The following is a 26,470-nucleotide window of genomic DNA, read 5'->3' on the forward strand; positions in this document are numbered from 1 at the left end:
AGCTGAGTGTCAGTTTTCAACTGGTACATGGTTGGAGTCGGGTGATAACGTCGGTTTGGTAATAAAGAATTTGATTGTTACAACTGCTTTCGTAATTTGTAGGAAATTTCTGCAAGTGTTGTAAGTTTTATCTGCTCATGAGTTTCGCCGGGAATTCGCCGCGCCATCGAGCGCTCTGTCGGTTATCGTGGCGTGCCAAAGCAAAAATAATGAAAGAATGGATATCGCATGAATAAAGTGCTTATCGTGGATGATCACCCGGTCATACGCCTGGCCGTGCGCATGCTGATGGAGCGGCATGGGTATGACGTTGTGGCGGAGACCGACAATGGGGTAGCTGCCTTGCAGCTCACCCGGCAACATCTGCCGGATATCGTGGTGCTCGACATTGGCATCCCCAGGCTGGATGGCCTGGAAGTGATTGCGCGCATGGCCACCTTCAGCCCTGCCAGCAAAGTGCTGGTGCTGACGTCGCAAGCGCCCGGCAACTTCTCCATGCGCTGCATGCAGGCGGGTGCCTCGGGTTATGTGTGCAAGCAACAGGAACTCACCGAGTTGCTGAGCGCGATCAAGGCCGTCTTGTCGGGTTACAGCTATTTTCCCAACCAGGCCCTGCATGCGTCGCGCGGCAGGGGTGGGGGTAGCGAGACAGATATGGTGAAGCGCCTGTCGGCGCGCGAAATGACAGTGTTGCAGCAGCTGGCACGAGGGCGTTCGAACAAGGAAATTGCCGATAGCATGTTCCTGAGTAACAAGACGGTCAGCACTTACAAGTCCCGGCTTTTGCTCAAGCTCAATGCGCGGTCGCTGGTCGACCTGATCGAGTTGGCACAGCGGCAAGGCCTTAACTGACCGCCACGTGGCAAAGCCTCGGCTGGAGGCTTTGCCAGGGCTGCCGGCCTTGACTACAGGTCGTAGTCGAAATCGGCCAGCTGTTTTTGCAGGCGCCGTTCTTCCAGCATGTTGTCGATGGTGCGGCGCTTGCTCAGGTTGGTCTTTGCGCTCTCCACCTGGGGTTCCGCGTCATCTTCTGTGGCAACAAAGTCATCTTCGATCGACAGCTCGTCTTTATCGGTGCTCATGAGTCGCTCCAAGCCAAGGGGCCATTGGCCGTCCTTATAACCAGAAAGCAGGCGCTGGTAAAAAAGATTTTTTCAATCGTGGCAAGCGGTTTCTTGCTATCGGCTCAATCGTCGCTGGTTTTGTGCTTGTAGTCGCACAGGTCTTCGATCCGGCAACTGCCACACCTTGGCTTGCGTGCCTGGCATACGTAGCGTCCATGCAGGATCAGCCAGTGGTGGGCGTCGAGCAGGTAATCCTTGGGCACGAACTTGACCAGTTTCTTCTCCACTTCCAGCACCGTCTTGCCTGGCGCAATGCCCGTGCGGTTGCTGACCCGGAAGATATGCGTGTCCACCGCCATGGTCGGCTGGCGGAATGCTGTGTTCAGCACCACGTTGGCGGTCTTTCGGCCCACCCCGGGCAGTGCCTCCAACGCTTCGCGGGTTTGCGGCACCTGGCTGCCGTGCTGCTCTATCAGTATCCGGCAGGCCTCGATCACGTTCTTGGCCTTGCTGTTGTACAGCCCTATGGTCTTGATGTATTCGCTCAGTCCTGCAACGCCAAGGGCATAGATCGCTTCGGGGGTGTTGGCGACGGGGAACAGGCGGGCGGTGGCCTTGTTGACGCCCACGTCGGTGGATTGCGCGGACAATGTCACGGCGACCAGCAGTTCGAACGGGGTGGTGTAGGCCAGTTCGGTCTTCGGGTCGGGGTTGTCTTCGTGCAGCCTGCGAAAAATCTCCAGGCGTTTGGCGGCATTCATGAAATCAGAGCTTTCCTTGACGACGTGGGTGGGCGGGGCCCGGACGCAGGCGATTGTACAAGGCCAGCAGCAGTCCGAGCAGTAGCAGCGCGCCAGGGGCCAGGCTGGCCAGGTGCAGCCCGGCGGCGTCAGCCAGCCATTGGCGGCAGGCGCCGAGCAGCAGGCAAGTGGCAAACAGGGTGCATAGGTATCTGGCCAGAAGGCGCCAGCGCCCTTCGCGGGGCAGCAGATGGTCGGTGGCCAGGCAGTGCAGGCACAACAACGCAGGGTAAGGGCCAAGGGCAAGCGCAAGTGGCAGTTGCCACGCACGCAGTGCCAGTTGCAGGCAGCTGGCCAGGGCTGCCAACAGCAGCAGGCTGGCCATCACGTACGCCCAGGTGGCCAGCCGCTGGCGCAAGGGGGTCAGCAACACCTGGTGCAGGCTGTTCATCACGATCGCGCACACGCCGATGGCGATACTTTCGCGCAGTGTACGAGTGGCGCCTAATACGGGCACAAGGCTTGCGGCCATGAAGTACACACTATTCATGCGCAGAGCTCCCCAGCAGCACGGTGCGCTGTTCATCGAAATAGCTCAGGGCTTCCTGCAAGGCTGTGATCACGGCGCGTGAGGTCACGGTTGCGCCGGCCAGTTGATCAAAGTCACCCTGGTCTCGCTTGAGTGCCCAGCGGTCGGCCAGTTGGCGGTTGCTGAACTGCTCCAGCCAGTGCACCTGCGGGTCTGCAAGGCGTGCGCCCAATCCCGGGCTTTCCTGTTGTTCGACCACTTGGCTGCCAATCAGTCGGCCGTCCGGGGTGATGGCGACGCTGAGCACGATTGGCCCGGCGTACCCCTGGGCTTGGGTGACAAGGATGATTGCGCTGGGTTTGCCTGCCCGCATGGCGCGGTAAGCCGCCAGGATCCGGCTGTTCGGCCGTTGTGCGGCGGGCTTTGGAAGGGGGGTGTCCAGGGGCTGGTTGTCGTAACTGCCTTGCGCTAGCAGCGCCAGTCGTTGCTGGCTTTGCAGCCGTTTCTCGGCGGTGGTGATGGCAGTACTGGTCCAGTGTCGCCATGCCAGCGTGGCACACAGTGCCAAAGCCGCGGTCAGCAACAGCAGGCCCGCATCACGCCCCAGTCGTTTCATCGGGTGGCCTGCTGGCGCTGCAAGGCCAGGCGCTCAAGGCTCGGTGCCACGAGGTTCATCAGCAGAATGGCGAACGCCGTGCCGTCCGGGTAGCTGCCCCAGGTGCGAATCAGGTAGATCAGCAGCCCTGCTCCCACGCCGAAGCTTAGCCTGGCCCATTCGCTCCTGGGGCCGGACACCGGTTCGGTGGCAATGAAGAACGCCGCCAGCATGGTCGAGCCGGAGAACAGGTGCAGCAAAGGTGAGCCGTTGGAATCGGACCCCGAACCGTTCCAGCCCAACAGGCTGAACACGAACAGCCCTGCCAGCAAGCCCGCAGGCGCATGCCAGCTGATGACTTTGCGCTGCAGCAGGAACAGGCCGCCGAGCAGGAACGCCAGGTTGGCCCATTCGCTACCCTTCCCGCCGATGCTGCCGAAGCCCGGGTGGCTGGCAAACAGCTCATCAATGGTGAGGCTACGGTTGTGGCGCAGGCCGTCGAGCAGTGTCGGCCGGGCCCAGGCATCAATGTGTTCGCCCCCCGCGAATATCTGCTGCAGGCTGTCCAGCAAGCCAGGTGCCGGACCTGGCCAATGGTTCATCTGCAACGGGAAACTCAGCAATACGAAGGCATAACCGACCATGGCCGGGTTGAACAGGTTACGTCCGACCCCACCAAAGGCCTGCTTGCCAATGCCGATGGCAACACTGGCGGCGACCATGGGTAACCACCACGGGGCCAGAGTGGGCAGGGCGCATGCGAGCAATACGGCAGTCACTACTGCGCTGCCATCGCTCAGCGCCGCTTTCAGCGGTTGTGAGCGCATGCTCAGCAGCAACGCTTCGCACAACAAGGCCGCACTGGTGCACAGCAACAGGTTTACCAGAAAACCCCAGCCGTGTAGCCACAGCAGCGTCAGCAAGCCGGGCATACAGGCCAGCAAGACCAGCCCCATGCTGGCGCGTAGTCGCGGATCGGGCGTAGCGTTCATTGCACGAACAGCCCATTGAAGCCGGAAAACGCCATGGCCATTACCCCAGCACCGATCAACTCGATGGGCAGGCCGCGCAGTGCGCCAGGCACATCGGCGTGCGCGCTGCGTAGGCGCAGGTCGGTGAACAGGCTCAGCGCCAGCCAGAAACCACCACCCGCCAGCAGGCCTTGCAGCAGTGTGGCAAGCCAGGTGCTGTTGTCGCGGGTTTGCTGAAGTGCCAGCCCCAACGCTGCGGCGTTGCCCAGCAGCAGCGCTGGCAACCCCGTCACTGGCCAGCTTGGGCGCCACTTGGCCAGCAGCGTGGGTACGCCCCAGGCGAGCAAAGCCAGCCACGGTAGCAGCACGAACAGGGCAAGGTCGGGGATGCGCAACGGTACAAGCACCCCTCGCATCAGCAACTGGGCGCCGATCACGCCCAAGGCTATGCATAGCGCGCACGCCAGGCCGTGCACATGCAGGTGCAGCCGGGGGGCTGGTTGTTGCAACAGGCACAGGTGATTGACCAGCGCGGCGCTGATCAGGACCAGAATGTAGTCGCTCATGAGATGACGATAGCCGGGAATCAGGGTGATTGTCCGGCAATCAAGCTACAGAAGGAACTGCCCCGGCACGAGGGCCGGGGCAGGGGGCGTTACTTGATGCGCTGGCCTGGCTTGGCGCCGCTGTCCGGGCTCAGCAGGTAGATTTCTTCACCACCAGGGCCGGCAGCCATGACCATGCCTTCGGACACGCCAAAGCGCATTTTCCGTGGCTTGAGGTTGGCGACCATCATGGTCAGGCGGCCTTCCAGCTTGGACGGGTCAGGGTAGGCCGACTTGATACCGGAGAACACGTTACGGCGCTCATCGCCGATGTCCAGGGTCAGTTGCAGCAGCTTGTCGGCACCTGCTACGGCTTCGGCCTTGACGATCAGCGCCACGCGCAGGTCGACGGCGGCGAAGGTGTCGAACTCGATTTCTGCCGACAGCGGGTCCTTGGTCAGCTCGCCGTTGCCCGCCGGGGCCTTGGCTTCGGCGGCCAGCAGGTCTTCCTTGCTGGCTGCGACCATGGCTTCTACCTTGGCCGGTTCGATACGGCTCATCAGTGCCTTGAACGGGTTCAGCTGGTGGTTTTCCAGGCGCGACTGGTGGTCGTTCCAGGCCAGTGGGGCAACGTTGAGGAAGGCCTCGGCGTCGGCGGCCAGTACTGGCAGCACTGGCTTGAGGAAGATCACCAGCTGGCGGAACAGGTTGATGCCCTGGGCGCAGATGGCCTGCACTTCATCCTGTTTGCCTTCCTGCTTGGCCAGCGACCAGGGTGCCTTGTCGGCGATCCAGGCATTGGCGCGGTCGGCCAGTGCCATGATCTCGCGCATGGCGCGGCCGAAGTCGCGGCCTTCGTAGGCCTCGGCGATCGACGGGGCGGCAGCGAGGAAGGCTTCGGTCAGTTCGGGGGCGGCATCGCCAGCGACCATCACACCTTCATTGCCTTTGTGGATGAACCCGGCGCAGCGGCTGGCGATGTTGACCACCTTGCCAACCAGGTCGGAGTTGACCTTCTGCACGAAGTCTTCCAGGTTCAGGTCCAGGTCATCGACGCCACGCCCCAGCTTGGCTGCGTAGTAGTAACGCAGGTATTCCGGCTGCAGGTGGTCGAGGTAGGTGCGGGCCTTGATGAAGGTGCCGCGCGATTTGGACATCTTGGCGCCGTTGACGGTCAGGTAGCCGTGCACGTTGACGGCGGTCGGCTTGCGGAAGCCGGCGCCTTCGAGCATCGCAGGCCAGAACAGGGCGTGGAAGTTGACGATGTCCTTGCCGATGAAGTGGTACAGCTCGGCCTTGGAGTCTTCCTTCCAGAAGGCGTCGAAGTCCAGCTCCGGGCGGCGTGCGCACAGGTTCTTGAAGCTGGCCATGTAGCCGATTGGCGCATCCAGCCATACGTAGAAGTACTTGCCCGGCTCGCCCGGGATCTCGAAGCCGAAGTACGGCGCATCGCGGGAGATGTCCCACTCTTGCAGGCCGGAGTCCAGCCATTCGGCCAGCTTGTTGGCCACTGCGTCCTGCAGGGTGCCGCTGCGGGTCCACTGCTGCAGCATGGCCTGGAAATCAGGCAGCTTGAAGAAGAAGTGCTGCGAATCGCGCAGTACCGGGGTGGCACCGGAGATCGCCGACTTGGGTTTTTTCAGCTCGGTAGGCGCGTAGGTGGCGCCGCATTTTTCGCAGTTGTCGCCGTACTGGTCTTCGGCCGCACACTTGGGGCAGGTGCCCTTGATGAAACGGTCGGCCAGGAACATGCCTTTTTCCGGGTCGAAGTATTGGGTGACCGAGCGGGTGGCAATGTGCCCGGCTTCACGCAGGCGCGTGTAGATCAGGCTGGACAGCTCGCGGTTTTCTTCACTGTGGGTGGAGTGGAAATTGTCGAAATCCACCAGGAAGTCGGCGAAGTCGCCGCTGTGCTCGGCCTGGACGTTGGCAATCAGCTGTTCCGGGGTGATGCCTTCCTTTTCGGCACGCAGCATGATGGCCGAGCCGTGGGCGTCGTCGGCGCAGACGTAGATGCACTGGTTGCCGCGCATTTTCTGGAAGCGGACCCACATGTCTGTCTGGATGTACTCGAGCATATGGCCTAGATGGATTGATCCATTGGCATAGGGCAGGGCGCTGGTGACGAGAATCTGACGTGGCTCGGACATGGTGGCTCGGCTACTTATCTGGCTACGGGTAAAAATTAAGGGTGATCGGCCACTATAAAGGGCTGGCGAAGATATTTCACCCAGCAGAAGCATATGCTGACGATTGACGGGTTACGATAGGCGCCTGTTTTACATTCAGTTTGCCAATGGGAGTCTCCATGAGTGCCGTCACCCGTGCCGCCGTCGAAGGCGTGCTTCGCCAGTACACCGACCCCTACCTGAACCAGGACCCGGTCAGCGCCGGCTGCGTGCGCGCCATCGATATCCAGGGCGGGCAAGTCAGCGTGCAGCTGCAACTGGGCTATGCCGCAGGGTTGTTCAAGAACGGTTGGGCCCAGGTGCTGCAGACCGCCATCGGCAACCTCGAGGGCGTCAGCAACGTGCAGGTGTCGATCGATTGCCAGGTCGCCGCGCACAAGGCTCAGGCCCAGGTCCCGGCCATGGCCAACGTCAAGAACATCATCGCCGTGGCCTCGGGCAAGGGCGGTGTGGGCAAGTCGACCACTGCGGCCAACCTGGCCCTGGCCCTGGCCCGTGAAGGCGCGCGGGTGGGTATTCTCGATGCCGACATCTACGGCCCTAGCCAGGGTGTGATGTTCGGTATCGCCGAAGGCACCCGGCCGCAGATTCGCGAGCAGAAGTGGTTTGTGCCGATCAAGGCCCATGGTGTGGAGGTCATGTCGATGGCGTTCCTCACTGATGACAATACGCCGATGGTCTGGCGTGGCCCGATGGTCTCCGGCGCACTGTTGCAACTGGTCACCCAGACGGCCTGGGACGACCTGGATTACCTGGTGATCGACATGCCGCCGGGCACCGGTGATATCCAGCTGACCTTGGCGCAGAAGGTGCCGGTGGCCGGCTCTGTGATCGTGACCACCCCTCAGGACCTGGCGTTGCTGGATGCCAAGAAGGGCGTGGAGATGTTCCGCAAGGTCAACATCCCGGTGCTGGGTGTGGTCGAGAACATGGCCGTGCATATCTGTTCGAACTGCGGCCATGCCGAGCACCTGTTCGGCGAAGGCGGCGGCGAGAAGCTGGCTAGCCAGTATGGCGTCGACCTGCTGGCATCGTTGCCGTTGTCGATGCTGATCCGTGAGCAGGCCGACAGCGGCAAGCCGACGGCGATTGCCGAACCGGAAAGCCAGATTGCCATGGTCTATCAGGAGCTGGCGCGTCAGGTGGGTGCGCGTATTGTGCTGCAGGAAGCCGCGGCGCCGGCGATGCCGAGCATTACCATCAGCGAAGATTGATCGCAGACCAAGTCGCCTGCTTCGCGGGCTTGCCCGCTCCCACAGGTACAGCGCAGCCCGTAAGTGCCGTGCGGTTCCTGTGGGAGCGGGCAAGCCCGCGAAACAGGCGACTCGGTCTTTTTGCCAGGCATAAAAAAACCCGCCAGAAGGCGGGTTTTTTTTGAAAGCGAGGAAGCTAAATCGACTTAGGCGATTTGAACTTCTTCAGCCTGCATGCCTTTCTGGCCGCGGGTAGCGACGAAAGTAACAGCCTGGCCTTCTTTCAGGGTTTTGAAGCCGTCAGCTTGGATGGCTTTGAAGTGCACGAACAGGTCATCGCCCGACTGAGGGGTGATGAAGCCGTAGCCTTTCTCATCGTTGAACCACTTAACGGTACCGGATTGACGGTTGGACATTTTTCTGTCTCCTTGGACAATTTGATAACGGTCAGGAAAATTCCTGCCCGGGACTGAGCGCAAAGAGAGCAGAAAATTCAGCGATGGGCCGATCAGGATCGTGCATCAAACTAGAGATTCTCGGTGTCACGTGCAGCACAGTGGCGCCACCTTACCCCACTTTCCACAACCTGCCAATGGTCACGAGGCGCTTTACGCAAATTCGGATCGACGGCGGCTGCAGCCCCCGTCCGGCGCGGGATGAGGCATAGAACTTTAACCTGGGCGCCGGGACCGGTAAGATGCGCGTCACGATTTTCACCACGCAACTCTTCAGGACACCCCCGCCATGAGCATCAAATCGGACAAGTGGATTCGCCGCATGGCGCAGGAACACGGCATGATCGAGCCGTTCGTCGAGCGCCAGGTGCGCGGCGAGCAGGACAGCCGGGTGATTTCCTTCGGTGTTTCCAGCTACGGCTACGACGTGCGCTGCGCCGACGAATTCAAGGTGTTCACCAACATCAATTCGGCCACCGTCGACCCCAAGAACTTCGATGCCGGCAGCTTCGTTGATATCAAGAGCGACGTGTGCATCATTCCGCCAAACTCCTTTGCCCTGGCCCGCACCGTCGAGTACTTCCGCATCCCGCGTGACGTGCTGACCATCTGCCTGGGCAAAAGCACCTATGCCCGCTGCGGCATCATCGTCAACGTCACCCCGCTCGAGCCTGAGTGGGAAGGCCACGTGACGCTGGAGTTCTCCAACACCACCACGCTGCCGGCGAAGATCTACGCCAACGAAGGCGTGGCGCAGATGCTGTTCCTGCAGTCTGACGAAGAGTGTGAAGTGTCCTACAAGGACCGGGGCGGCAAGTACCAAGGCCAGCGCGGCGTCACCCTGCCGCGTACCTGAGCCGACAAACGCGGGGAATTCCCCGCGCCTATGGCACTCCAACGCAGTAATGCCGGTGCGCATGACGTGCATCGGCCTTCGTCAGGAGCAGCCAATGAAACTCCATCCCGCAATCAGTGCCAAGCTGGCAGGCCTGCAGCCCAACCACGTCGGGTTGTTGCCCTGGTCACTGCTGGCGCACCCGCTGCCCATGCAGGCGGGGGGCGTGCCCCACCAGCCTGACCCCGACACGCCGCAGCCACCCGAGCCGGGTGAAACGCAGCCTATGGAACCGGGCGAGCCGACCTTGCCAGACGAACCGCCTCCAGCACCTGTAGCCTGAACGCCGTCAAAGCGGCCAGACGCGCCCTGCGCCGGCCAGGTAAACGCGGCTGCCCTTGGCGGGCGTGATTTTCCAGCCGCCGGTGAACTCACCGAACGCCGGCAGCAAGCTGACCTGGTCATCCATCAGGAAGCACGGCAGGCGCAGGCGTTGCCGGGCCTTGCTGCGCAGCACGAAAACCGGGTGTACATGGCCGGCCAGCACTGGGTACGTCAAGTGGGGGTGGGCTTCGTGCTGCAGTGCGAAGGGTTCCATGACCCACGGTTCGTCCTTGACCTCGATGTGCAGTGAAGCGGGCGGATCGCCGGCGTTGCGATCATGGTTGCCGCGTATCAGCACGATTCTCAGCTGCTCATGCCGTTCACGCCACGCATGCAGGCTGGCCAGCGTCGCGGGTGCACGTGCGGTGCGGGCATGCAGGAAGTCGCCAAGGATGACCAGTTGGTCGCAGTCATGTTCGGCCAGCAGGGCATCCAGCCGGGCGAGGGTCTCGGCAGTAGTACCGCGTGGTACCGGTTGATGCAGGGCACGAAAGCTTGCCGCTTTGCCAATGTGCACATCGGCTACCAGCAGGGCTTTGCGGGCAGGCCAATAGAGGGCTTTGTCGGGCAGCAGCCAAAGTGTTTCACCACAGTGCTCGATGGGGTGATGGGTCATTCGGGCCCACCTGCTGCGCGTTCCAGGTCTGCCACCATCCGCGCAATCCGGTCCGCCAGCTTCTCGGTGCTCAGCGTCTCGCGCATGCCCTCCACCAGCAAGGCAAACGCCAGTGGCCCTGGCCTCTTCAACACTCGCACGTCCAGTTGCAGTCTGCCCATTTTCAACAACTGCCGGTGCAGCCGATCGATTTCCAGTTCTTCTGCCAATACCTCATCCCGTGCCTGGCCAAGCAGCAGGTTGCCTGCATCATGCTTGCGGAACACCTCGTAAAACAGCCCGCTGGACGCCTGGATCTGCCGGGTGCTCTTCTGCGCTGCGGGATACCCGCCAAATACCAGTCCGGCAATCTGGGCGATTTCACGAAAGCGCCGCAGCGCCATCTCCCCTGCATTCAGGCTGGCCAGCACATCTTCCAGCAGGTGCTCGGTATCGAGCGCCTGGGGCAGGTGCGTAGCCCAGTCCACTTCAGCGGGGCTGAGCAGTTCAAAGCCGTAATCGTTCACCGCTATGGATACTGACAGCGGCTGCACGCGGCTCACCCGCCAGGCAATCAGGCTGGCCAGGCCCAGGTTGGCCATGCGCCCGGCAAACGGGTACAGGAACAGGTGCCAGCCCTGGCGGGACTTGAAGGTTTCGGCCAGCAACGTGCCCGTGGTGGGCAACGCCGACCATTGTGCCTGTAAGGCCAGCAGCGGGCGCACCGCTCGCATTTCCGGGCCGTCGAAGCGTCCATGGGCTGCGGCGTCAAGTTGTTCGACCAGCGCGTCGGCCAGCTCACTCGAAAGCGGCATGCGCCCGCCGTTCCAGCGCGCCACCGCAGCCTTGCGAGCGGTGCTGCGGCGCACATAGGCTGTCATGTTTTCCACGCGAACCAGTTCCAGCACGCGGCCGGCAAACACCAGCGTATCGCCGGGGCGCAAGCGGGCGATAAAGGCTTCTTCGACACTGCCCAGCGTCTTGCCACCGCCACCCTTGCTCCAGTATTTCAGTTGCAGGTTGGCATCGCTGACAATGGTGCCGATACTCATGCGGTGGCGCCGCGCCAGGCGTTCGCTGGCCACCTTATATACCCCGTCGGCCTGGCGTTCGACACGCTGGTAGTCCGGGTAGGCACTGAGTGTGTTGCCGCCATGGCAGACGAAGTCCAGCGCCCACTGCCACTGGCTGTCGCGCAACCCGGCGAATGCCCAGGTGCTGCGTACTTCGGCCAGCAGCGTGTCGGGGTGAAAACCACTGCCCAGGGCCATGCTGACCAGGTGCTGCACCAGCACATCCATGCCCAGCCGTGGCGAGACCCGAGCTTCGATGTGCCCGGCTGCCAGTGCCTGCCGAGCCGCAGCGGCTTCCACCAGTTCCAGCGTGTGAGTGGGCACCAGGGTTACCCGCGAGCACCGCCCCGGTGCATGCCCGGAACGACCGGCCCGCTGCATCAACCGGGCAATGCCCTTGGCCGAGCCGATTTGCAGCACCCGCTCCACCGGCAGAAAGTCCACGCCCAGGTCCAGGCTGGAGGTACACACCACCGCTTTCAGGCTGCCTTGCTTGAGGCTGCGTTCGACCCAGTCACGGGTATCCCTGGCCAACGAGGCATGGTGCAAGGCAATCAGCCCAGCCCAGTCGGGGCGGGCTTCAAGCAGGGCCTGATACCAGAGTTCAGCTTGGGCGCGGGTGTTGGTGAACACCAGGCAGCTGGCGCTGGCATCGATCTGCTGGCCGACCTGGTCGAGCATCTTCAGGCCCATGTGCCCGGCCCAGGGGAAGCGCTCGATCGCAGTCGGCAGCAGGGTATCGACCTGCAGCGCCTTGTCCTGTCGCCCCTTTACCAGCAGGCCACCTTGCGGCAGCAGTACGTCGAGCGCGTGTTGCAGGTTGCCGAGGGTGGCGGACAGGCCCCAGGTCACCAGGCCAGGGTGCCATTGGCGCAGGTGGGCCAACGCCAGTTGCAGTTGTACCCCGCGTTTGTTGCCCAGCAGTTCGTGCCATTCATCCACCACCACCAGGCGTAGCGTGGCGAAATCCTCGCGGGCCTGTGCCCGTGTCAGCAGCAAGGTCAGGCTCTCGGGTGTGGTGACCAGTACACTGGGCAAGCGCCGGGCCTGCCGGGCGCGTTCGGCACTGCCGGTGTCGCCGCTGCGTACGCCCACGCTCCAGGCCAGCCCCAGTTCGTCCACGGGGGCCTGCAAAGCGCGGGCAGTGTCGGCGGCCAGGGCGCGCATGGGCGTAATCCACAGTACCTGCAATGGTGCAGGCTGGCGGCCTTGGGGCTGGGTGCTGAACGCGCGAAGCGCAGCAAGCCATACCGCATAGGTCTTGCCGGCGCCGGTGCTGGCGTGCAACAGGCCAGACTCACCGCGCTCCACGGCTGCCCAGACGCGTCGCTGGAAAGCGAACGGCTTCCAGCCGCGTTTGGCGAACCAGGCATTGGCAAGGTCGGTTGCGGCGGGCATGAGGCAGTGGGTCCGTTGAAGGTTGTGCTTCTACAGACCACCTGCCGAGGGCAATGGTTTTACCGAATCAGTTGCCCAGCAGGTAGCCGCTGCGGCACACCTGCTCGCCGGCTACATGGGCCACGACCATGCCGGCGGTGGCCATGCGCCTTACGCTGCGCGCATACAACAGGCCAGGCTGGCTGTTGCGCACGGCGGTCACCCGGTCGTTGAGCGGGTCGATGATTTCAGCGATCAACTGGCCAGCCTCCAGGTACTGCCCGGGCTTGGCGTGGTACACCAGCAGCCCGCCCAGTGGCGTGGCCACAGGTTCCACGGCAGCCAACGGTGTAGCAGGGCAGAGCAGTTCAGGCAGGGCAGGGCTGGAGCCCTTGATAACGCCCGTGTGGGTCAGGAAGTCGAGTATCGCCTGGCAGTCCTTGCTGGCCAGGTCATGGCTGACATCGGCCTGGCCGCGCAGCTCGACCGTGACCGCACTGCAGCCGAGCGGTATCGGGAAGCGCTTGCCGAAGCGTTGCTGCAACTGCCACCAGACCAGGCTGAAGCATTCATCGAACGACTGCCCGCCCGAGTCGGTGGCCAGCAGGCTGGCCTGGGCGCCGAGGTAGCGGGCCAGGGGTTCGATCTGTGGCCAGGCGTCTGGCGTGGTATACAGGTGTTCGACGGCTTCGAAGTCGCAGTGCAGGTCCAGCACCATGTCGGCATCGCAGGCCAGGCGCTGCAGGATCAGGCGCTGGGCCTGGAGCGGCGTGCGGGCCGGGTGCGCATCCAGCCCACGGCGCAGGTACTCGCGGATCAGCGCAACGTTGTGCGCCGGGTCCTGGGTCAGGTGTTCTTCGATCTGGTCGCCAATGCTGTCGGTGAGGTCGACGAAGTTGCGGTTGAAGTTCTCGCCGCTTTGCAGTTCGAAGCGCCCCAGGGGCGCATCCAGCAGCACTTGTTCCAGGCCAACCGGGTTGGCCACGGGTACCAGGGTGATTTCACGCTGCAGGCGGCCTTGCTCCTCCAGCTGCACGAGGCGGCGCTTGAGGTGCCAGGCCACCAGCATGCCCGGCAGCTCGTCGGCGTGCAGCGAGGCCTGGATATACACTTTGCCACCACCGCGGGGGCCGAAGTGGAAACTGTGCAGCTGGCGAGTGATGCCTGGAACGGGCGAGAGCAGTTCGTGGGTTGAATGGTGCATGGTGGTCCTGGGTGCGTGGCGAATACGGTCTGCGACACGGGTCGGCTCAAAGATAGAAGCATAGTTTCAGGCCTTGCGCCTCAGTCGATGGGGGCAATAGCACCGTGCTGGCTTCTTCGCGGGTAAACCCGTTCTCATAGAACTGCACATCACTTACTGATTTAGCAGGGACCCTGTGGGAGCGGGCAAGCCCGCGAACACCGGCGCAGCCGGTGCCATGCACCGCGCTGGATTCTTCGCGGCGGTTCGACGCCTCGACGCGCCCGCTCCCACCGGGACAGCGATAAAGCTGAGGGAAGCCAGCACGGCCTCAAAGCTTTTCTCAGGTCAGCAACGCCTGCAACGTGGCCAGGTCATCCGCCTCTTCCACAGGTTTATCCTGCCGCCAGCGCAGCATGCGCGGAAAACGCACGGCTATGCCGCTCTTGTGGCGTTTCGACAATGCGATGCCTTCGAAGCCCAGTTCGAACACCAGCGTCGGTGACACGCTACGCACCGGGCCGAAGGTTTCCACCGTGGTCTTGCGGATGATGGCGTCCACCTTGCGCATTTCTTCGTCGGTCAGCCCGGAGTAGGCCTTGGCAAAAGGCACCAGTGCGCGCCCAGGCGTGCCGACCGGTGCGTCCCAGACCGCGAAGGTGTAGTCGCTGTACAGGCTGGCCCGTCTGCCATGACCGCGCTGGGCATAGACCAACACGGCATCGACGCTGAACGGGTCGATCTTCCACTTCCACCAGATGCCCATGTCCTTGGTGCGCCCCACGCCGTAAAGGGCTTCGCGTTGCTTGAGCATCAAACCCTCGACACCCAGGCTACGTGATTGCTCGCGTTGGCGTGCAAGGTCGGCCCAGTCGGGGCCTGCAAGCAGGGGCGACAGCAGTACTGGGGCAAGCGGGTAGTTCTCCACCAGTTGTTCCAGTTGTCGACGGCGTTGGTACTGTGGCCGGTTGCGCCAGTCCTCGCCTTGCCACTCCAGCAAATCGTAGGCCTGCAAGACCACCGGTGCATCGTTCAGCAGTTTTTTACCGAGTGTCTTGCGGCCAAGGCGCTGCTGTAACAGCGCAAAAGGCTGGACGGCCAGGTCAGCAGGGCTATCGCCTGTCTTCCAGACCAGGATCTCACCATCCAGTACTACGCCATCGGGTAACATTTGCGCCAGGCTGTGCAGTTCCGGGAAACGCTCGGTAACCAGCTCTTCGCCACGCGACCACACCCATAGTTGGCCCTCACGCTTGACCACCTGGGCGCGGATGCCGTCCCACTTCCACTCGATCTGCCAGGCACTCGGCGGCCCCAGCAATGCGTCGAACTGTTCGGTTGGCACTTGCAGCGGGTGAGCCAGGAAGAACGGATAAGGCTGGCCGCCGCGCTGGCGGTGTTCTTCAGCCGACTCGGCAGCCACCAGCCGCTGATAGCTGGCTGGCGTGGGGCGGTGGCTGATATCGGTGTAGCCAACCAGCCGTTGGGCCACGCGCTTGGTATCCAGCCCGGCCAACTGCGCCAGGGCGCGGGTGACCAACAGCTTGGACACGCCCACGCGAAAACTGCCCGTGATCAGTTTCAGGCAGAGCATCAGGCTTGGGCGGTCCAGACGGGCCCATAGCGGTGGAAGGCGCTGCTGGATCTGTTCAGGTGGTAACCCGCGCAGGGGGAGCAGGTGTTGCTCCACCCAGCATGCCAAGCCCTCTTCAGTAGCATTGGTGCTCTGGGGGAGTAGCAGCGAAATGGTTTCGGCCAGGTCGCCTACGGCTTGGTAGCTTTCTTCGAACAGCCAGTCTGGCAGCCCGGCCAGGGCCATGGCCATTTCCCGCAGGAGGCGAGTAGGTACCAGCTGGCGCGGGCGCCCGCCGGCCAGAAAGTACACAGCCCAGGCCGCATCTTCGGCAGGGGCATTGGCGAAATAGTCGCGCAGTGCCTCCAGCTTGGCGTTGCTGGACGTGGTCGCGTCCAGGCGCAGGTACAACGTGGCGAAGGCTTTCATGGCGTGGGTTCGGCAGCGTTAACGTCGTCCTCGTTGCCGTACTCGGTGACGAAGGCGCGGGCATCGAGGCCTTGTTCATTGAGGTAGCGCACCAGCACGTTGACCGAACCGTGGGTGACCATCACCCGCTCGGCGCCGGTCTGGCCGATTGCCCACAGCAGGCCGGGCCAGTCGGCATGGTCCGAGAGCACGAAGCCCCGGTCCACGCCGCGGCGCCTGCGGGTGCCGCGCAGCAACATCCAGCCGCTGGCGAAGGCATCGCTGTACTCGCCGAAGCGGCGCATCCAGCTGCTGCCACCGGCCGAGGGAGGCGCCAGGACCAGCGCCTGGCGCAGGAGAGGGTCATTGCGCGGGATATCGCCGGCATAGCGGGTCTCCGGCAAACGTATGCCCGCGTCTCGGTACACCCGGTTGAGCGGCTCGACGGCGCCATGCACAAGGATCGGGCCGATGCTGTCGTCCAGCCCATGCAGAATCCGCTGGGCCTTGCCGAAGGCATAGCAAAACAGCACGCTGGCTTTTCCCTGTTCACTGTTTGTCCGCCACCACGCGTTGATGTCGGCAAAGATTTCGCCCTGGCTGGGCCAGCGGTAGATCGGCAGGCCGAAGGTCGATTCGGTGATGAAGGTGTGGCACGACACCGGTTCGAAGGGGGTACAGGTGCCATCGGGCTCAACCTTGTAGTCACCGGACGCAACCCAGACTTCACCCTGGTACTCAAGCCGCACCTGCGCCGAGCCCAGTACATGCCCGGCCGGGTGAAGGCTCAGAGTCACCCCGTGGTGCAGCAGACGCTCGCCGTAGGGCAAGGTCTGCAAGTTGATGTCCTGGCCCAGGCGGCTGCGCAGGATGCCGGCGCCTGGGGCGGCGGTCAGGTAATGGGCGTTGCCGATCCGTGCGTGATCACCATGGCCGTGCGTGATCACGGCGCGGTCCACGGGCCGCCACGGGTCTATGTAGAAATCACCGGGCGGGCAGTACAGGCCTTCGGGGCGTGCGATGACGAGGTCCATGGCGTGGGCGCTGGTTGCCGAGGGTACTTGTTAGGAGCTCGGAACTGATTTGAGAGTTCGAACGGATTATTGAGCGAAATGGACTACACGCCATTCAGAAATGCCGAAACGCCTTCTGCGGTTAACTGGATATTCAGGCCGAATGGGTGCAACAAAAATGTTGCGCCAAGCCGGTGCGTGGTGCACATTGGGTCTACGAAGGATTGCATGAAATACAGTGAATTTCGCCGATGGTTGCGAGGCCAGGGTGCTACGTTCGTAGCTGCCAAGGGCAGTCATTTCAAGGTTTATCTGGGTAATCGCCAGACAATCTTCCCAGACCATGGAGCAAAGGAAATAAGTGAAGGCCTGAGAAAAAAGATCCTGAAAGATCTGGGGTTGAATGTATGAAGGTTTTGGAGGGGCAGGTGATGATGTTCGAGTATTCGGTAGTCATCCATCAGGAAGACGGCAGTGTTTGGGTGAGTTGTCCCGATGTGCCCGAGATGGCTTGTGCCGGTGATACTTCGGAAGAGGCGCTGTTCGATGCCGTGGATGCGTTGGAGTCCGCGCTTTCGTTCTATGTGGATCAGAAGCAGGCTATTCCACTACCAGCAGCCGCAAGGGCTGGTCAGCCCGTGGTCCGTCTGCCTGCCCTGACGGCTGCGAAAGCGGCGTTGTGGAATACGATGGTGGCACAAAAAATCAGTAAGACCGAGATGGCTCGCAGGTTAGGGGTAAACCGTCCCCAGGTTGATCGTCTGGTCGATCTGTTGCACCGCTCCAAGATCGAACAGGTTGAGCATGCGTTGCATGTGTTGGGGCAACGGATCGAACTTTCAGTCGTGGCCGTTTGAGGCCTGAGCCGCCACTGCTGGCGGCTCAGGCTGACGCGTTACTTGCCAGGCACCAAGGTCAGTCGCTGGCTGCCATACGCCCGGCCAAAGTTCTGCTGCTGCAGCGGCAGGCTCATGAAGCGCCCTTTGAACCAGGCATCCAGCCCGTCACTGTAATGCGCGCTGGCCGGGTTGCCGGACTGGCCACTGCTGGTCAGCACCTGCAACGGTTCGGTCTGGCCGAAGTCGACGATCATGCGTGCCGAGGCGGGCAGGCGGGTGTCGAAGTCGCTGCCCCAGGCGTAGGGCGTGAGGGCCAGGGTAGTGAAGTCGCCACCTGCGGCCAGCGGCGCACGGTTTAGTGCATCGCCCAGGCCATGGTAGGCCGGGGCCGGCCAGCGATACTGGTGCAGCTTGCCCCACTGCCAGGCGCGGCGGTCGGCGCCGAGTTGCGTGGTGCCGGCATCTACTGCACCTGCCAGGCTGCGGGCGAGGATGGTGGGTTTGTCTTCTTTCTGCGGGGTGTTGCGGTCGTCCCAGAACGGGCTGTCGTCGCGGCCCAGCAGGTGATCGGCCTGCGCCGAGAACGACAACCGGGCATTGCTGACGAAGGCCTGCCAGGCTGGGCCGGACTCCGGGCCGAGGTCGTCGAGGAACGTCTGCCGGGCAACTTCTTGCAGGAACAGTTCGTACAGCGCGGCATCCGCCGACACCGGGCTCAGGCGGCCGTCGAAGGCCTTGAGCCGGGCCAGCGCGTCTCGGGCCTTGTCGCGCTGTGCGCCGGGCAGGGCATCAATCGCCTGCTTGAGTGGCTGGGCCATGCCAGGGGCGTCGAACATCTGCTTGAGCTTGTCGGCCAGCAAGGTCACCTGGTCGTTTTGCAGCGCCATCAGGCTGCGGCTGTCGTGGCGGCCATTACCGGCCAGCTGCGCCAGGCGCTCGGCACGCTCCGGGTAGTACCAGGTGCTTGAAAGCTGCATGCCATAACCGCGCGGCAGGCTGCGCTGGTTGGCGTGGCCGATCCAGCCGGCAGGTGGGTCCTGGTCGTAGGGGTGCAGCATGGGGTCGGCATAGCCGTCCCAGTCGTAGCGCCCTTCCCAGCCCGGCGAGGGCAGCAGGCCCTGGCCTTCGCGGCGGTTGGGGTAACGGCCGCTGACCTGCCAGCCGATATGCTCAGGCTCGGCGAACACGAAGTTGAGGGCGGCGGCAGTCACTTCACGGGTGCTGTCGAAGGCGCGCTCCACGTTTTTGGCCCGGGTCAGGTCGAACAATGCATCCAGGCTGCGGTCAGCCTTGTACTGCGGCAAGTTCAGCGCCAGGCCCAGGCTGGCGTTGTCGGGCTGGGCCAGCAGGGTGCCGTGGCGGGTGTCGTACATCACCTCGCGCAGCGGGCGCTGGCCACGGACGAAGAAGGTTTCGCTACGGGCGCGGGCCGGCAGCCATTTGCCATCGGCCAGGTAGCTTAGCTGGCTGCCCTGGCGGCGCAGTTGCTCCAGGTACAGGTCCTGGTTGTCGGCCATCACTGCGCTGCTGCTCCAGGCCAGCTTGCCGTTGTAGCCGGCCAGCACAATCGGCAGGCCGGGCAACGACAGGCCGGCGACCTGGTACTTGCCGGTATGGATCTGTATCGGGCTCAGGGCCCAGGCGGCGCGGCTGTCGCTGGCCAGCAGGCTCTTGCCACTGCGGCTGCGCTGCGGGCCCAGGGCCAGGTTGGCCGAACCCGGGCTGCCGAGCAGGTCGAGGTCGGCCAGCTTCTGGCTGGCAGCGGCCAGTGCTGGCAAGCCCGGCAGCTGGCTGGCCAGGTTCAGGCCTTTGAGTTTGTCCACTTCGCCGTCGGCCAATGGCTCGTCCGGGGCGCCGGGCAGCAGCCAGGCCAGTTTGTCGCTGCCGGCCTTCTGCGCCAGGGTCAGGGCGCTGAGTTCTTCCTGCAGGTTCACCGACTGGCTGAACGCGTACAGGCTGAAGATCAGCGCCGAGTCTTCAGGCTTCCAGTACTCCGGGCGATAGCCACTGTTGGCCAGGCCGGCAGGCAGTTTGTCGCGGTAGCGGAACAGGTAGGCATTGACCCCGCGTGCGTACACTTCAAAGAAGCGCTTGAGCCGTGGCGATGCGTCGGCATATTGCTGGGCAGCGCTCTGCTTGAGGTTGGCGGCGCGCATCAGGCGGTCGATGTCCAGCGCGTCGCTGCCGGCAAGTTCCGCCAGGCGGCCCTGGGCAAGCAAGCGCATGGCGACCATCTGTTCGATGCGATCACCTGCGTGCACGTAGCCCAGGCTGAACAGCGCGTCATGGAAGCTGCTGCTTTCGATCAGCGGGGCGCCCATGGCGTTGCGGCGCACCGAGACGTTCTGTGCCAGGCCCTTGAGCGGCTGCACGCCGCTGGTCGGTGGCACGCTGTCCTGGTAGCCGCCCGTCTGGCAGCCGGCCAGCCCGAGCATGCCGAGCAGCGTGGCAGCGGTTGCAAACCGCGGGCGGAAGGGAGGAAGGGCGGGGGCGGCCATGGCAAGGGCTCCTGCAAGGCGTGGCGGGTTTCGAAAGGCGCTAAGGTAGTAAGCGCGCAGGCGCCGTGCAAGGTCCGTGGGCGGTTTATTTGTCAGCGCTGACTCAAACGATGAAGTGGTCTGCCAGCGTGTCGGAGAAGTGCGTGCAGTTGATACGTGCATAGCGGCGGTAGTCACGGGTGACGGCGAACGCCGAGCCGGGCATCAGCAGGATCTTGTGTTGTTCCAGTTTGCGCACCAAGGGTTGCAGGTCTGGCAGGTCTGGGTGATACACCCAGAGGAACATGCCCCCTTGCGGTGCGATTTCAAACTGCCAGCCGCGCTCAAGCAGTAACCGTTGGGTCTGCACCTGCTGCCTGATCATGCGCTGCTGCACATCTTTCATATGCCGCGCATAGGTGCCATCCGACAGTATGGTGTTGACGAAGCGTTCGCAAAACGCCGGTACCGCAACGCAGGTCAGCAGTTTCAGGCGTGTCAGCGGTTCTATCAGGTCTAGCGAGCAGGCGATGAAACCCACGCGCAAGGATGCCGACAGGCATTTCGAGAAGCTGCCGATGTAGATCACCCGGTCCAGGTTATCCAGCTCGGCGAAAGTCTGGCGCACGGCAGGGCTGAAGTCGCCATACACGTCATCTTCGACCACGAAGAACTCATGCTCCACCGCCAGGCGCAGCACGCTGAACGCGTTGTGCGGGCTGATGTTGCTGCCGGTCGGGTTGTGGAAGGTGCTGTTGCAGAAAAACGCCCTGACCTTGTTGTGCACCAGGTAGCGCCGCATTTCTTCTACATCCGGGCCGTCCTGAGTACGCCGAACGCCGACCACATGCCCGCCGGCCAGCTGGATGAGCTTGATCAGGTTGCCGTTGCCCGGCTCGTCCACGAAAACGTGATCGCCTGGTTTTATCAGCAGCCGCGCGACCAGGTCCAGGCCTTGTGTGGCGCCCAGCGTGGTCAGCAACTGGTTGGGCCGCACATCGACACGGGTCAGCCGCTTCATGTGCACGCACAGTTGTTTGCGCATGGGCAGGTAGCCCTGGATGTCGCCGTACTCAGCCAGCGAGCTCTGCTCCAGCCGCGCCGTGCGGCGAATGGCCTTGGCCAGCAACTCGGTGTCACGCCAGGCGGGGGGGAGCCAGCCGCTGCCCAGCTTGGTGTAGTGCTGGCCACCTTGCAGCAATTTGAACAGTGGGTCGCCTGCCATGCACTCGGGTTCGTGGATCACGCCTGTTTGCCGTGACCGGGTTGCGACGAAGTAGCCGCGGCCCGGCGATGCCGTCAACACACCCTCGCTGACCAGCTGGGCATAGGCCGATACAACGTCGTGATAGCTGAATTCGACCGCAGCCGTCAGTTTCCTGATGGAGGGCATGCGCTGCCCGGGCAGCCACTCCCCCGCATCCAGGCGTTGTTTCAACTGATGATGAAGGCTGCTGGGGTTCATGGCAGGTCTCGAACCGTTAGAAAAAAAGCCTAACAGTTAACGGAAATGCTTGTCGACTGTTCGTTTGCAAATGGCCAGTACATGCCACTATCCCTATGTCGGAAGTTTTGGCTGCCCGCCCAGGCAGCACCTTTAGCGTCTGTGCAACCAGACAACTGGATATCGAGCCCATGCACTCTATGGATATGCAATCAGCCGTCATTGCCAGGCTACCTGTGCCTGATGAACTGGAAACATTCAAGGTTGTAAGGAACCTTGTTACATCGGCGCTATTGGAGTGTTGTTCAGTTGATGAATTTGAAGCCTTGAAAGAAACCACGGTTATTCAGTGCGTCACCGAACAAGCCCATGCTGATTTGCAGGCCTTTGCCCTGAAGGACCCGGCGGCTGGCCGCGACCTGGTATTCATTGCAAAAACCTACACTTCGTATTCTGCGGTTTTACATTATCGGCTTGCCCACTGGATCTACAACAATACAACTGCGGCCTACGGCGCCGGTGGCCAATGCCTGGCGGCGATGATCTCCAGGCGCGGGAAAATGCTCTCGGGAGCGGAAATCCACTTCCGCAGCCGCATCGGCGCGCGCTTCATCATCGACCACGGCATGGGCACTGTCATCGGCGAAACGTCGACCATTGGTGACGATTGCTACGTGCTTGGCGGCGTCACGCTGGGTGCCCGGGGTATCAGTGGCAACCCGTCGAGCCGCAGGCACCCGACCCTGGGCAACGGCGTACAAGTCGGCGCTTTCGCCAGTGTGCTGGGGGCTATTCACGTGGGTGACGGCGCATTTATCGGGCCGGGTTGCATTATTACCAAAGATGTACCAGCCGCTGCCCGGGTACAGGTTAAAACATCATTGCAGGTGGTACTCGAATCATGAACGCTCTGAACTATGAAGTTTTGCGCAATACCGAAAAACTGTATTACAAAGACCAATACCTGGCGGTTGCGAATACTCAAGTAACGCGGGTGCATGGTGACGGTATCGAACTGCACAGTACCGTGGCTTATCCGGAAGGTGGCGGTCAGGAAGCTGATATTGGCACCATTGAATTACCGATAGGGACCGTGCGTTTCGTCTGGGTTAAAAAACTCTATGGCAGCCCTATTCGACTTGAAGGTTTCAAAGGCGGAAAACTGGGCGGGATCATTATTCATAGCGTGCACCCTGATGACCTGCACCTGCTGGATGAGGTCACTGTAGGCATGCCTGCCCGGGTCACTATCGATATCGAACGGCGCGAACGGCTGACGCTGTCCCACAGTGCCAGCCACTTCCTGTATGCCGCTGCCATCGGGCTGCGTGAAGAACTGAAGCAATGGACCATCGGCTGCCACATCAAGGAGGATTCGGCACGTTTCGACTTCCTGGTAGAGGACGCCTTCACCGCCGAGGAGGTGGTTGAGATAGAGCGTCGGGCCAACGAACTGATCGGCTGCGATGCGCCCATCGAGCACTATGCGGTCGAGGGCCTGGAAGACGCGCGCTTGTGGACCTACAACGGTATCGAGATTCCGTGCGGTGGCACGCACCTCGATTCACCTCGGCGCATCGGGCGCCTGAGCGTCAGGCGCAAACGCCTGGGCAAAGGCAAGGAGCGGCTGATCTGCGCGTTCCCCGATGCCGAAGTTGACGTGTCCACCTACCACGAGCACGCACTATGAACAGCACGTTACCGCGGCGCACGTACCTGTACTTCACCGCACAGTCGATCAACCTGACCACTGCCGTCATGTCAGTGACCATGGCCGCCATCGTCGGCGCGGCGCTGGCGCCAGACGCTGCATGGTCGACGGTGCCATACGGCTTTCAGTTTTTGAGCCTGATGCTGGCAACCTACCCGGTTTCCCGGCTGATGAGCCGCATCGGCCGCAAGAAGGCCTTCATGCTGGGCGCAATTCCCTTGGCATTGTCTGGTGTCAGTGGCTTTCTGGCCGTGGAACATCAGCACTTTGCAACCTTGGTACTCAGCCACTCGGCGCTGGGTGTGTATATCGCCTTCGCCAACTTCAACCGTTTTGCGGCCACCGACAACCTGCCCCAGGCCCTGAAGCCCAAAGCCCTTTCGCTGGTAGTGGCAGGGGGCGTTCTGGCCGCTGTGGTCGGGCCGACGCTTACGGAATGGCTGCGGGATGTGGGGGGCTACCCACTGTTTTCGCTGTGTTATGCAGCCTTCGTCGGCCTGGCGCTGCTGTCACTGCTGATTGCCTTGTGCCTGCCCGACGATGCCGGTGTGGCCCGCGCGGTCAACAGCGCCGCGAAGGCGGCTGACGCGCGTGCCGAGCCGCCAAGCCCAAGCGTGGTCGTGGCAATGGCCGTTGCGGCGCTGGGCTACGGAATCATGAACCTGCTGATGATCCAGGCTTCGATGCACATGAAACACATGCATGAGGACTTTTCTGATGTGCGCCTGGCCATCCAGTGGCATGTGATTGCCATGTTCGCCCCGTCGTTCTTCACCGGTGCGATCATCCAGCGGTTAGGCATCAAGACCACCATTTGCGCGGGCCTGGCCCTGTTGATCGGCTGCTCGGCGCTGAATATCTGGTCGCACAGCTACGCGATGATGACCTTGGCACTGATTGCCCTGGGGCTGGGGTGGAACCTGACGTATGTGGGCGGCGGCGCCTTGCTGGCCCAGTCGCTGCAGAACAGCCCGGCGGCGATGCAGATGCAGGGCAAGAACGACCTGGCCATCGCCATCTTCGCCACCCTGGGTGCGTTCAGCCCGTCGCTGTTGTTGAGCACGGTCGGCTGGGACGGCACCAACGCCATCTGCATGGCCCTGTGCATCGGGCTGCTGGTTGCCACTGCCGGCCTGCTGCAGAACAAGGCCAGCCTGCATACTTCAATGGAAGGTAGCCGCAAATGAGCGAGCTCATCAGCGTCAGCGATCGCATCTATACCAAGCTGGAGATGAACAACCCGGGTGGGAGCCACAAATACCGGGCAGCACAGCGTATCGTCGAGCATGCCGTGCGCAATGGCGACATCATTCCCGGGGTGACAACCGTCATCGAAAAAACCGGTGGCAGCTTCGGTTTTGGCTTGCTGGCGGCGTGCCACAAGTACCAGGTCGCCGTGGAGCTGGCGGTCGGGCTCAGTTTCAGTCAGACCAAGCGGGATCTGCTTGAGTGTTTTGGTGCCCGGCTGATTGGCAAGGAAATGCTGATCGCTGGTGCCACCCCCAAGGATGTAGTGATGCATCACCTGGATAACCAGGCAGCGCTGGGCAGGTCATACTTCTACACCGATCAGTTCAACAACCCGGTGGCCATCGAGGCCCATCGTTACCAGACAGCCAGCGAATTGGCCGTGCAGCTGACCAACGCCGGGGCAGGGCGGGAAGTCCTGTTTGTGGGGTGCGCAGGTACAGGTGCCAGTTTCACAGGCATTACCCTGGGGCTGAAGGATCATGGCTTTGAGGTGTCGACGGTGTTGGTCGACCCCAGCGGGTGTGACTCACGGGCGGGGGTGTTTGCCGATCATCGCTTCGAAGGCATGGCGGTGGGCGTATGCCCGCCCTTCATGGACTGGTCGCTGGTGGATGAGCGGGCGCAAGTGCAGCATGCAGAAATGCTGGCCGCACAGCGCTGGTTCTACATGCAAAGTGGCATTTTCGTCGGCAACACCGCCGCTGCCTGCCTCGCCGTTGCCCAGCGTATGGCCCAGCACCCGCGCTATGCCGCGACCACCGTGGTGACCATCGCCTACGACGCCGGCCTCTGGTACCAGGACCTGCTGGGGGCAAGCCGGCGCAAGGCCGCCTAGGGCAGAGCCCGCAGCAGGGGGCGGTCAGGTCAGGCGCCGTGGCACTTCTTGAATTTCTTCTCGCTACCGCACGGGCACGGGTCGTTACGGCCAACGTCCTTCAGGGCGTTGCGTACCGGCTCCTGGTGGCCGTGGTTGCAGTGCGGGCCGTGTACATGGCCATGGTCATGGTCATGGTGGTGATCATGATCGTGGTTGCAGTCAGGGCCATGAACGTGGGGTTGTTGGGACATTGCAGGGTTACTCCGGGATGTGATCGCCGGGGATTATCTCACCACTGCGCGATAAGTGCAGGTCTCGATGGATAAGCAACCCGGTCGCCAGTTCGCCCTGCAGGGTGTAGTGCAGCGGCTGTTTGCTTCTGAGTAGCTTGGCCAGTGGCTTGAGGTGCTGCCACAGGTTGGTTCGCGCGGTGATCTTGAAGGTGCGCCGGGCATGCCCGCCCACGCTGCGCCATACGCTGGTTTCATCCTGTACCAGCAGCAGGTCGTTGAGGCGTATGGCATACGACAGGTTGCGGATGAACAGGCGGCTGTCATTGGGGTTGTCGACCCGCAGGTGCAGCACGAATTCCTGCTCCAGCAACCTGGCCTTGACCGTTTCGACCTCGACCAGGTGCACCTCGGGCTCGCGCCACTCGTCACCGCCCCAACTGGCACAGCCCGCCAGCAGCGCCAGCAAGGGGGCGAGCAACAGCAGGCGGGCGCTCATGCTTAGCTACCCACGTAACTGGCGCAGCATTTCTTGAACTTCTGCCCGCTGGCACAGGGGCAGGGGTCGTTGCGCCCGGCCTTCAGGCCAACGGTTGGGTCGATGAAGTACCAGCGCCCGCCATGCTGTACGAACGCTGAGCGTTCACGGTGCTGGTGATCGCCCTCCTGGTCGTGCCAGCGCGCGGTAAAGGTGACAAAACCGTGCTCTGGCTGGCCACCCAGTACCTCTGCGCTTTCCACCTCCAGGCCCAGCCAGGTGCTCTGGGCGCTCCAGGCAGCCATGCCGGCACGGTCCAGTTCGGCTTGCTGGGCGGGCAGGGTGGTGGCTACCAGGTAGTCGACCAGGCCAAGCACGTAGGCACTGTAGCGTGAGCGCATCAGCGTCTGGGCATCCGGTGCCGGGGTACCGGCATGGTAATGCCCGCAGCAGGCATCGAGCAGGTTGCCACTGCCACAAGGGCAGACCGAGACACTCATC

28 protein-coding genes are annotated in these 26,470 nt (G+C 62.6%); 10 read left to right on the forward strand and 18 right to left on the reverse strand.

Annotation, left to right across the window (positions count from 1 at the left end):
* Nucleotides 1–228 precede the first annotated feature (228 nt).
* Nucleotides 229–852: a response regulator gene (locus ACQKPZ_RS03595; protein ID WP_427535568.1), complete on the forward strand. Its 624-nt coding sequence runs from the start codon at nt 229–231 to the stop codon at nt 850–852.
* 53 nt (nt 853–905) lie between these two features.
* On the opposite strand, the gene ACQKPZ_RS03600 is transcribed toward ACQKPZ_RS03595, so the two are convergent.
* From ACQKPZ_RS03600 to metG, 7 genes are all read right to left on the reverse strand, one after another.
* Nucleotides 906–1,082 carry a PA3496 family putative envelope integrity protein gene (locus tag ACQKPZ_RS03600; RefSeq protein WP_391135529.1) on the reverse strand — a complete coding sequence of 59 codons (177 nt, stop codon included), beginning with the start codon at nt 1,080–1,082 and terminating at the stop codon, nt 906–908.
* A 104-nt stretch (nt 1,083–1,186) separates the two neighbouring features.
* Entirely contained in the window at nt 1,187–1,825 is a 639-nt protein-coding gene (gene nth, locus ACQKPZ_RS03605) for an endonuclease III (protein WP_427535570.1), read from the reverse strand.
* A 4-nt stretch (nt 1,826–1,829) separates the two neighbouring features.
* Entirely contained in the window at nt 1,830–2,354 is a 525-nt protein-coding gene (locus ACQKPZ_RS03610; protein WP_427535572.1) for an NADH:quinone oxidoreductase, read from the reverse strand.
* Entirely contained in the window at nt 2,347–2,949 is a 603-nt protein-coding gene (locus ACQKPZ_RS03615) for an RnfABCDGE type electron transport complex subunit G (protein WP_427535574.1), read from the reverse strand. Before ACQKPZ_RS03615 ends, ACQKPZ_RS03610 begins: the two co-directional genes overlap by 8 nt.
* Nucleotides 2,946–3,920 carry an RnfABCDGE type electron transport complex subunit D gene (locus ACQKPZ_RS03620; protein WP_427535575.1) on the reverse strand — a complete coding sequence of 325 codons (975 nt, stop codon included), beginning with the start codon at nt 3,918–3,920 and terminating at the stop codon, nt 2,946–2,948. The genes ACQKPZ_RS03615 and ACQKPZ_RS03620 overlap by 4 nt, the downstream gene beginning before the upstream one ends.
* A complete protein-coding gene (locus ACQKPZ_RS03625) occupies nt 3,917–4,465 on the reverse strand; it encodes an Rnf-Nqr domain containing protein (protein ID WP_427535577.1) in 549 nt (182 codons plus the stop codon). The genes ACQKPZ_RS03620 and ACQKPZ_RS03625 overlap by 4 nt, the downstream gene beginning before the upstream one ends.
* 89 nt (nt 4,466–4,554) lie before the next feature.
* On the reverse strand, nt 4,555–6,594 hold the full coding sequence (gene metG / locus ACQKPZ_RS03630; protein ID WP_427535578.1) for a methionine--tRNA ligase: 2,040 nt from the start codon (nt 6,592–6,594) through the stop codon (nt 4,555–4,557).
* Nucleotides 6,595–6,752: 158 nt separating this feature from the next.
* On the opposite strand from metG, the gene apbC reads away from it, so the two are divergent.
* Nucleotides 6,753–7,847 (forward strand): iron-sulfur cluster carrier protein ApbC, encoded by a 1,095-nt coding sequence (gene apbC, locus ACQKPZ_RS03635; protein WP_427535580.1) that lies wholly within the window; start codon nt 6,753–6,755, stop codon nt 7,845–7,847.
* 185 nt (nt 7,848–8,032) lie between these two features.
* Here apbC and ACQKPZ_RS03640 read toward each other — a convergent pair whose 3' ends face one another.
* A complete protein-coding gene (locus ACQKPZ_RS03640; RefSeq protein ID WP_016488765.1) occupies nt 8,033–8,242 on the reverse strand; it encodes a cold-shock protein in 210 nt (69 codons plus the stop codon).
* Nucleotides 8,243–8,570: 328 nt separating this feature from the next.
* On the opposite strand from ACQKPZ_RS03640, the gene dcd reads away from it, so the two are divergent.
* Nucleotides 8,571–9,137 carry a dCTP deaminase gene (gene dcd / locus ACQKPZ_RS03645; RefSeq protein ID WP_003258001.1) on the forward strand — a complete coding sequence of 189 codons (567 nt, stop codon included), beginning with the start codon at nt 8,571–8,573 and terminating at the stop codon, nt 9,135–9,137.
* Nucleotides 9,138–9,231: 94 nt separating this feature from the next.
* Nucleotides 9,232–9,459: a hypothetical protein gene (locus ACQKPZ_RS03650; RefSeq protein ID WP_264311882.1), complete on the forward strand. Its 228-nt coding sequence runs from the start codon at nt 9,232–9,234 to the stop codon at nt 9,457–9,459.
* Nucleotides 9,460–9,465: 6 nt separating this feature from the next.
* On the opposite strand, the gene pdeM is transcribed toward ACQKPZ_RS03650, so the two are convergent.
* The 5 genes from pdeM to ACQKPZ_RS03675 form a co-directional block, all read right to left on the reverse strand.
* Nucleotides 9,466–10,116 (reverse strand): ligase-associated DNA damage response endonuclease PdeM, encoded by a 651-nt coding sequence (gene pdeM / locus ACQKPZ_RS03655; RefSeq protein WP_427535582.1) that lies wholly within the window; start codon nt 10,114–10,116, stop codon nt 9,466–9,468.
* Nucleotides 10,113–12,566: a ligase-associated DNA damage response DEXH box helicase gene (locus ACQKPZ_RS03660; protein WP_427535583.1), complete on the reverse strand. Its 2,454-nt coding sequence runs from the start codon at nt 12,564–12,566 to the stop codon at nt 10,113–10,115. The genes pdeM and ACQKPZ_RS03660 overlap by 4 nt, the downstream gene beginning before the upstream one ends.
* 67 nt (nt 12,567–12,633) lie before the next feature.
* A complete protein-coding gene (locus ACQKPZ_RS03665; protein WP_427535585.1) occupies nt 12,634–13,749 on the reverse strand; it encodes a succinylglutamate desuccinylase/aspartoacylase family protein in 1,116 nt (371 codons plus the stop codon).
* A gap of 322 nt (nt 13,750–14,071) precedes the next feature.
* A complete protein-coding gene (locus ACQKPZ_RS03670; RefSeq protein WP_427535586.1) occupies nt 14,072–15,730 on the reverse strand; it encodes an ATP-dependent DNA ligase in 1,659 nt (552 codons plus the stop codon).
* On the reverse strand, nt 15,727–16,743 hold the full coding sequence (locus ACQKPZ_RS03675; protein ID WP_427535587.1) for a ligase-associated DNA damage response exonuclease: 1,017 nt from the start codon (nt 16,741–16,743) through the stop codon (nt 15,727–15,729). Before ACQKPZ_RS03675 ends, ACQKPZ_RS03670 begins: the two co-directional genes overlap by 4 nt.
* Before the next feature lie 207 nt (nt 16,744–16,950).
* Here ACQKPZ_RS03675 and ACQKPZ_RS03680 point away from each other — a divergent pair, with 207 nt between their 5' ends.
* Together ACQKPZ_RS03680 and ACQKPZ_RS03685 are read left to right on the forward strand one after the other, a co-directional pair.
* A complete protein-coding gene (locus ACQKPZ_RS03680) occupies nt 16,951–17,133 on the forward strand; it encodes a type II toxin-antitoxin system HicA family toxin (RefSeq protein WP_427535589.1) in 183 nt (60 codons plus the stop codon).
* On the forward strand, nt 17,130–17,579 hold the full coding sequence (locus ACQKPZ_RS03685) for a type II toxin-antitoxin system HicB family antitoxin (RefSeq protein WP_427535590.1): 450 nt from the start codon (nt 17,130–17,132) through the stop codon (nt 17,577–17,579). The genes ACQKPZ_RS03680 and ACQKPZ_RS03685 overlap by 4 nt, the downstream gene beginning before the upstream one ends.
* Before the next feature lie 38 nt (nt 17,580–17,617).
* Here ACQKPZ_RS03685 and ACQKPZ_RS03690 read toward each other — a convergent pair whose 3' ends face one another.
* Together ACQKPZ_RS03690 and ACQKPZ_RS03695 are read right to left on the reverse strand one after the other, a co-directional pair.
* Nucleotides 17,618–20,059, reverse strand: coding sequence for a penicillin acylase family protein (locus ACQKPZ_RS03690; RefSeq protein WP_427535592.1), 2,442 nt, complete (start codon nt 20,057–20,059; stop codon nt 17,618–17,620).
* A gap of 103 nt (nt 20,060–20,162) precedes the next feature.
* Complete coding sequence (locus ACQKPZ_RS03695) at nt 20,163–21,503, reverse strand: PLP-dependent aminotransferase family protein (protein ID WP_427535593.1); 1,341 nt, start codon at nt 21,501–21,503, stop codon at nt 20,163–20,165.
* Nucleotides 21,504–21,673: 170 nt separating this feature from the next.
* On the opposite strand from ACQKPZ_RS03695, the gene ACQKPZ_RS03700 reads away from it, so the two are divergent.
* From ACQKPZ_RS03700 to ACQKPZ_RS03715, 4 genes are read left to right on the forward strand one after another with little or no spacing between them, the layout of a single operon-like run.
* Nucleotides 21,674–22,387 carry a serine O-acetyltransferase gene (locus tag ACQKPZ_RS03700; RefSeq protein ID WP_427535594.1) on the forward strand — a complete coding sequence of 238 codons (714 nt, stop codon included), beginning with the start codon at nt 21,674–21,676 and terminating at the stop codon, nt 22,385–22,387.
* Nucleotides 22,384–23,172, forward strand: coding sequence for an alanyl-tRNA editing protein (locus ACQKPZ_RS03705; protein ID WP_427535596.1), 789 nt, complete (start codon nt 22,384–22,386; stop codon nt 23,170–23,172). Before ACQKPZ_RS03700 ends, ACQKPZ_RS03705 begins: the two co-directional genes overlap by 4 nt.
* A complete protein-coding gene (locus ACQKPZ_RS03710) occupies nt 23,169–24,380 on the forward strand; it encodes an MFS transporter (RefSeq protein ID WP_427535597.1) in 1,212 nt (403 codons plus the stop codon). Before ACQKPZ_RS03705 ends, ACQKPZ_RS03710 begins: the two co-directional genes overlap by 4 nt.
* Entirely contained in the window at nt 24,377–25,279 is a 903-nt protein-coding gene (locus ACQKPZ_RS03715; protein WP_427535599.1) for a pyridoxal-phosphate dependent enzyme, read from the forward strand. Before ACQKPZ_RS03710 ends, ACQKPZ_RS03715 begins: the two co-directional genes overlap by 4 nt.
* 29 nt (nt 25,280–25,308) lie before the next feature.
* Here the strand turns inward: ACQKPZ_RS03715 and ACQKPZ_RS03720 are convergent, their stop codons facing one another.
* Genes ACQKPZ_RS03720 through ACQKPZ_RS03730 form a run of 3 tightly spaced genes read right to left on the reverse strand, consistent with a single transcriptional unit; the run spans nt 25,309 to nt 26,469 of the window.
* Nucleotides 25,309–25,512, reverse strand: a complete 204-nt coding sequence (locus tag ACQKPZ_RS03720; protein ID WP_110679145.1) for an SEC-C metal-binding domain-containing protein — start codon at nt 25,510–25,512, stop codon at nt 25,309–25,311.
* Nucleotides 25,513–25,519: 7 nt separating this feature from the next.
* Nucleotides 25,520–25,990 (reverse strand): LEA type 2 family protein, encoded by a 471-nt coding sequence (locus ACQKPZ_RS03725; RefSeq protein ID WP_391135477.1) that lies wholly within the window; start codon nt 25,988–25,990, stop codon nt 25,520–25,522.
* Between the two features lie 2 nt (nt 25,991–25,992).
* Nucleotides 25,993–26,469 carry a YchJ family protein gene (locus tag ACQKPZ_RS03730; RefSeq protein ID WP_403194785.1) on the reverse strand — a complete coding sequence of 159 codons (477 nt, stop codon included), beginning with the start codon at nt 26,467–26,469 and terminating at the stop codon, nt 25,993–25,995.
* Between the last annotated feature and the right edge of the window lies 1 nt (nt 26,470).

This window comes from Pseudomonas sp. NPDC089547 (assembly GCF_050280665.1).
Classification (GTDB): Bacteria; Pseudomonadota; Gammaproteobacteria; order Pseudomonadales; family Pseudomonadaceae; genus Aquipseudomonas.

Coding starts and splice junctions, on each gene's coding strand:
- dcd (WP_003258001.1), top strand. CDS start 8,571: ATGAGCATCAAATCGGACAAGTGGATTCGCCGCATGGCGCAGGAACAC.
- ACQKPZ_RS03720 (WP_110679145.1), bottom strand. CDS start 25,512: ATGTCCCAACAACCCCACGTTCATGGCCCTGACTGCAACCACGATCAT.
- ACQKPZ_RS03710 (WP_427535597.1), top strand. CDS start 23,169: ATGAACAGCACGTTACCGCGGCGCACGTACCTGTACTTCACCGCACAG.
- ACQKPZ_RS03600 (WP_391135529.1), bottom strand. CDS start 1,082: ATGAGCACCGATAAAGACGAGCTGTCGATCGAAGATGACTTTGTTGCC.
- ACQKPZ_RS03595 (WP_427535568.1), top strand. CDS start 229: ATGAATAAAGTGCTTATCGTGGATGATCACCCGGTCATACGCCTGGCC.
- ACQKPZ_RS03700 (WP_427535594.1), top strand. CDS start 21,674: ATGCACTCTATGGATATGCAATCAGCCGTCATTGCCAGGCTACCTGTG.
- ACQKPZ_RS03730 (WP_403194785.1), bottom strand. CDS start 26,469: ATGAGTGTCTCGGTCTGCCCTTGTGGCAGTGGCAACCTGCTCGATGCC.
- ACQKPZ_RS03610 (WP_427535572.1), bottom strand. CDS start 2,354: ATGAATAGTGTGTACTTCATGGCCGCAAGCCTTGTGCCCGTATTAGGC.
- ACQKPZ_RS03685 (WP_427535590.1), top strand. CDS start 17,130: ATGAAGGTTTTGGAGGGGCAGGTGATGATGTTCGAGTATTCGGTAGTC.
- ACQKPZ_RS03615 (WP_427535574.1), bottom strand. CDS start 2,949: ATGAAACGACTGGGGCGTGATGCGGGCCTGCTGTTGCTGACCGCGGCT.
- ACQKPZ_RS03675 (WP_427535587.1), bottom strand. CDS start 16,743: ATGGACCTCGTCATCGCACGCCCCGAAGGCCTGTACTGCCCGCCCGGT.
- ACQKPZ_RS03695 (WP_427535593.1), bottom strand. CDS start 21,503: ATGAACCCCAGCAGCCTTCATCATCAGTTGAAACAACGCCTGGATGCG.
- ACQKPZ_RS03665 (WP_427535585.1), bottom strand. CDS start 13,749: ATGCACCATTCAACCCACGAACTGCTCTCGCCCGTTCCAGGCATCACT.
- ACQKPZ_RS03715 (WP_427535599.1), top strand. CDS start 24,377: ATGAGCGAGCTCATCAGCGTCAGCGATCGCATCTATACCAAGCTGGAG.
- ACQKPZ_RS03620 (WP_427535575.1), bottom strand. CDS start 3,920: ATGAACGCTACGCCCGATCCGCGACTACGCGCCAGCATGGGGCTGGTC.
- metG (WP_427535578.1), bottom strand. CDS start 6,594: ATGTCCGAGCCACGTCAGATTCTCGTCACCAGCGCCCTGCCCTATGCC.
- ACQKPZ_RS03705 (WP_427535596.1), top strand. CDS start 22,384: ATGAACGCTCTGAACTATGAAGTTTTGCGCAATACCGAAAAACTGTAT.
- nth (WP_427535570.1), bottom strand. CDS start 1,825: ATGAATGCCGCCAAACGCCTGGAGATTTTTCGCAGGCTGCACGAAGAC.
- apbC (WP_427535580.1), top strand. CDS start 6,753: ATGAGTGCCGTCACCCGTGCCGCCGTCGAAGGCGTGCTTCGCCAGTAC.
- pdeM (WP_427535582.1), bottom strand. CDS start 10,116: ATGACCCATCACCCCATCGAGCACTGTGGTGAAACACTTTGGCTGCTG.
- ACQKPZ_RS03690 (WP_427535592.1), bottom strand. CDS start 20,059: ATGGCCGCCCCCGCCCTTCCTCCCTTCCGCCCGCGGTTTGCAACCGCT.
- ACQKPZ_RS03670 (WP_427535586.1), bottom strand. CDS start 15,730: ATGAAAGCCTTCGCCACGTTGTACCTGCGCCTGGACGCGACCACGTCC.
- ACQKPZ_RS03725 (WP_391135477.1), bottom strand. CDS start 25,990: ATGAGCGCCCGCCTGCTGTTGCTCGCCCCCTTGCTGGCGCTGCTGGCG.
- ACQKPZ_RS03660 (WP_427535583.1), bottom strand. CDS start 12,566: ATGCCCGCCGCAACCGACCTTGCCAATGCCTGGTTCGCCAAACGCGGC.
- ACQKPZ_RS03625 (WP_427535577.1), bottom strand. CDS start 4,465: ATGAGCGACTACATTCTGGTCCTGATCAGCGCCGCGCTGGTCAATCAC.
- ACQKPZ_RS03680 (WP_427535589.1), top strand. CDS start 16,951: ATGAAATACAGTGAATTTCGCCGATGGTTGCGAGGCCAGGGTGCTACG.
- ACQKPZ_RS03650 (WP_264311882.1), top strand. CDS start 9,232: ATGAAACTCCATCCCGCAATCAGTGCCAAGCTGGCAGGCCTGCAGCCC.
- ACQKPZ_RS03640 (WP_016488765.1), bottom strand. CDS start 8,242: ATGTCCAACCGTCAATCCGGTACCGTTAAGTGGTTCAACGATGAGAAA.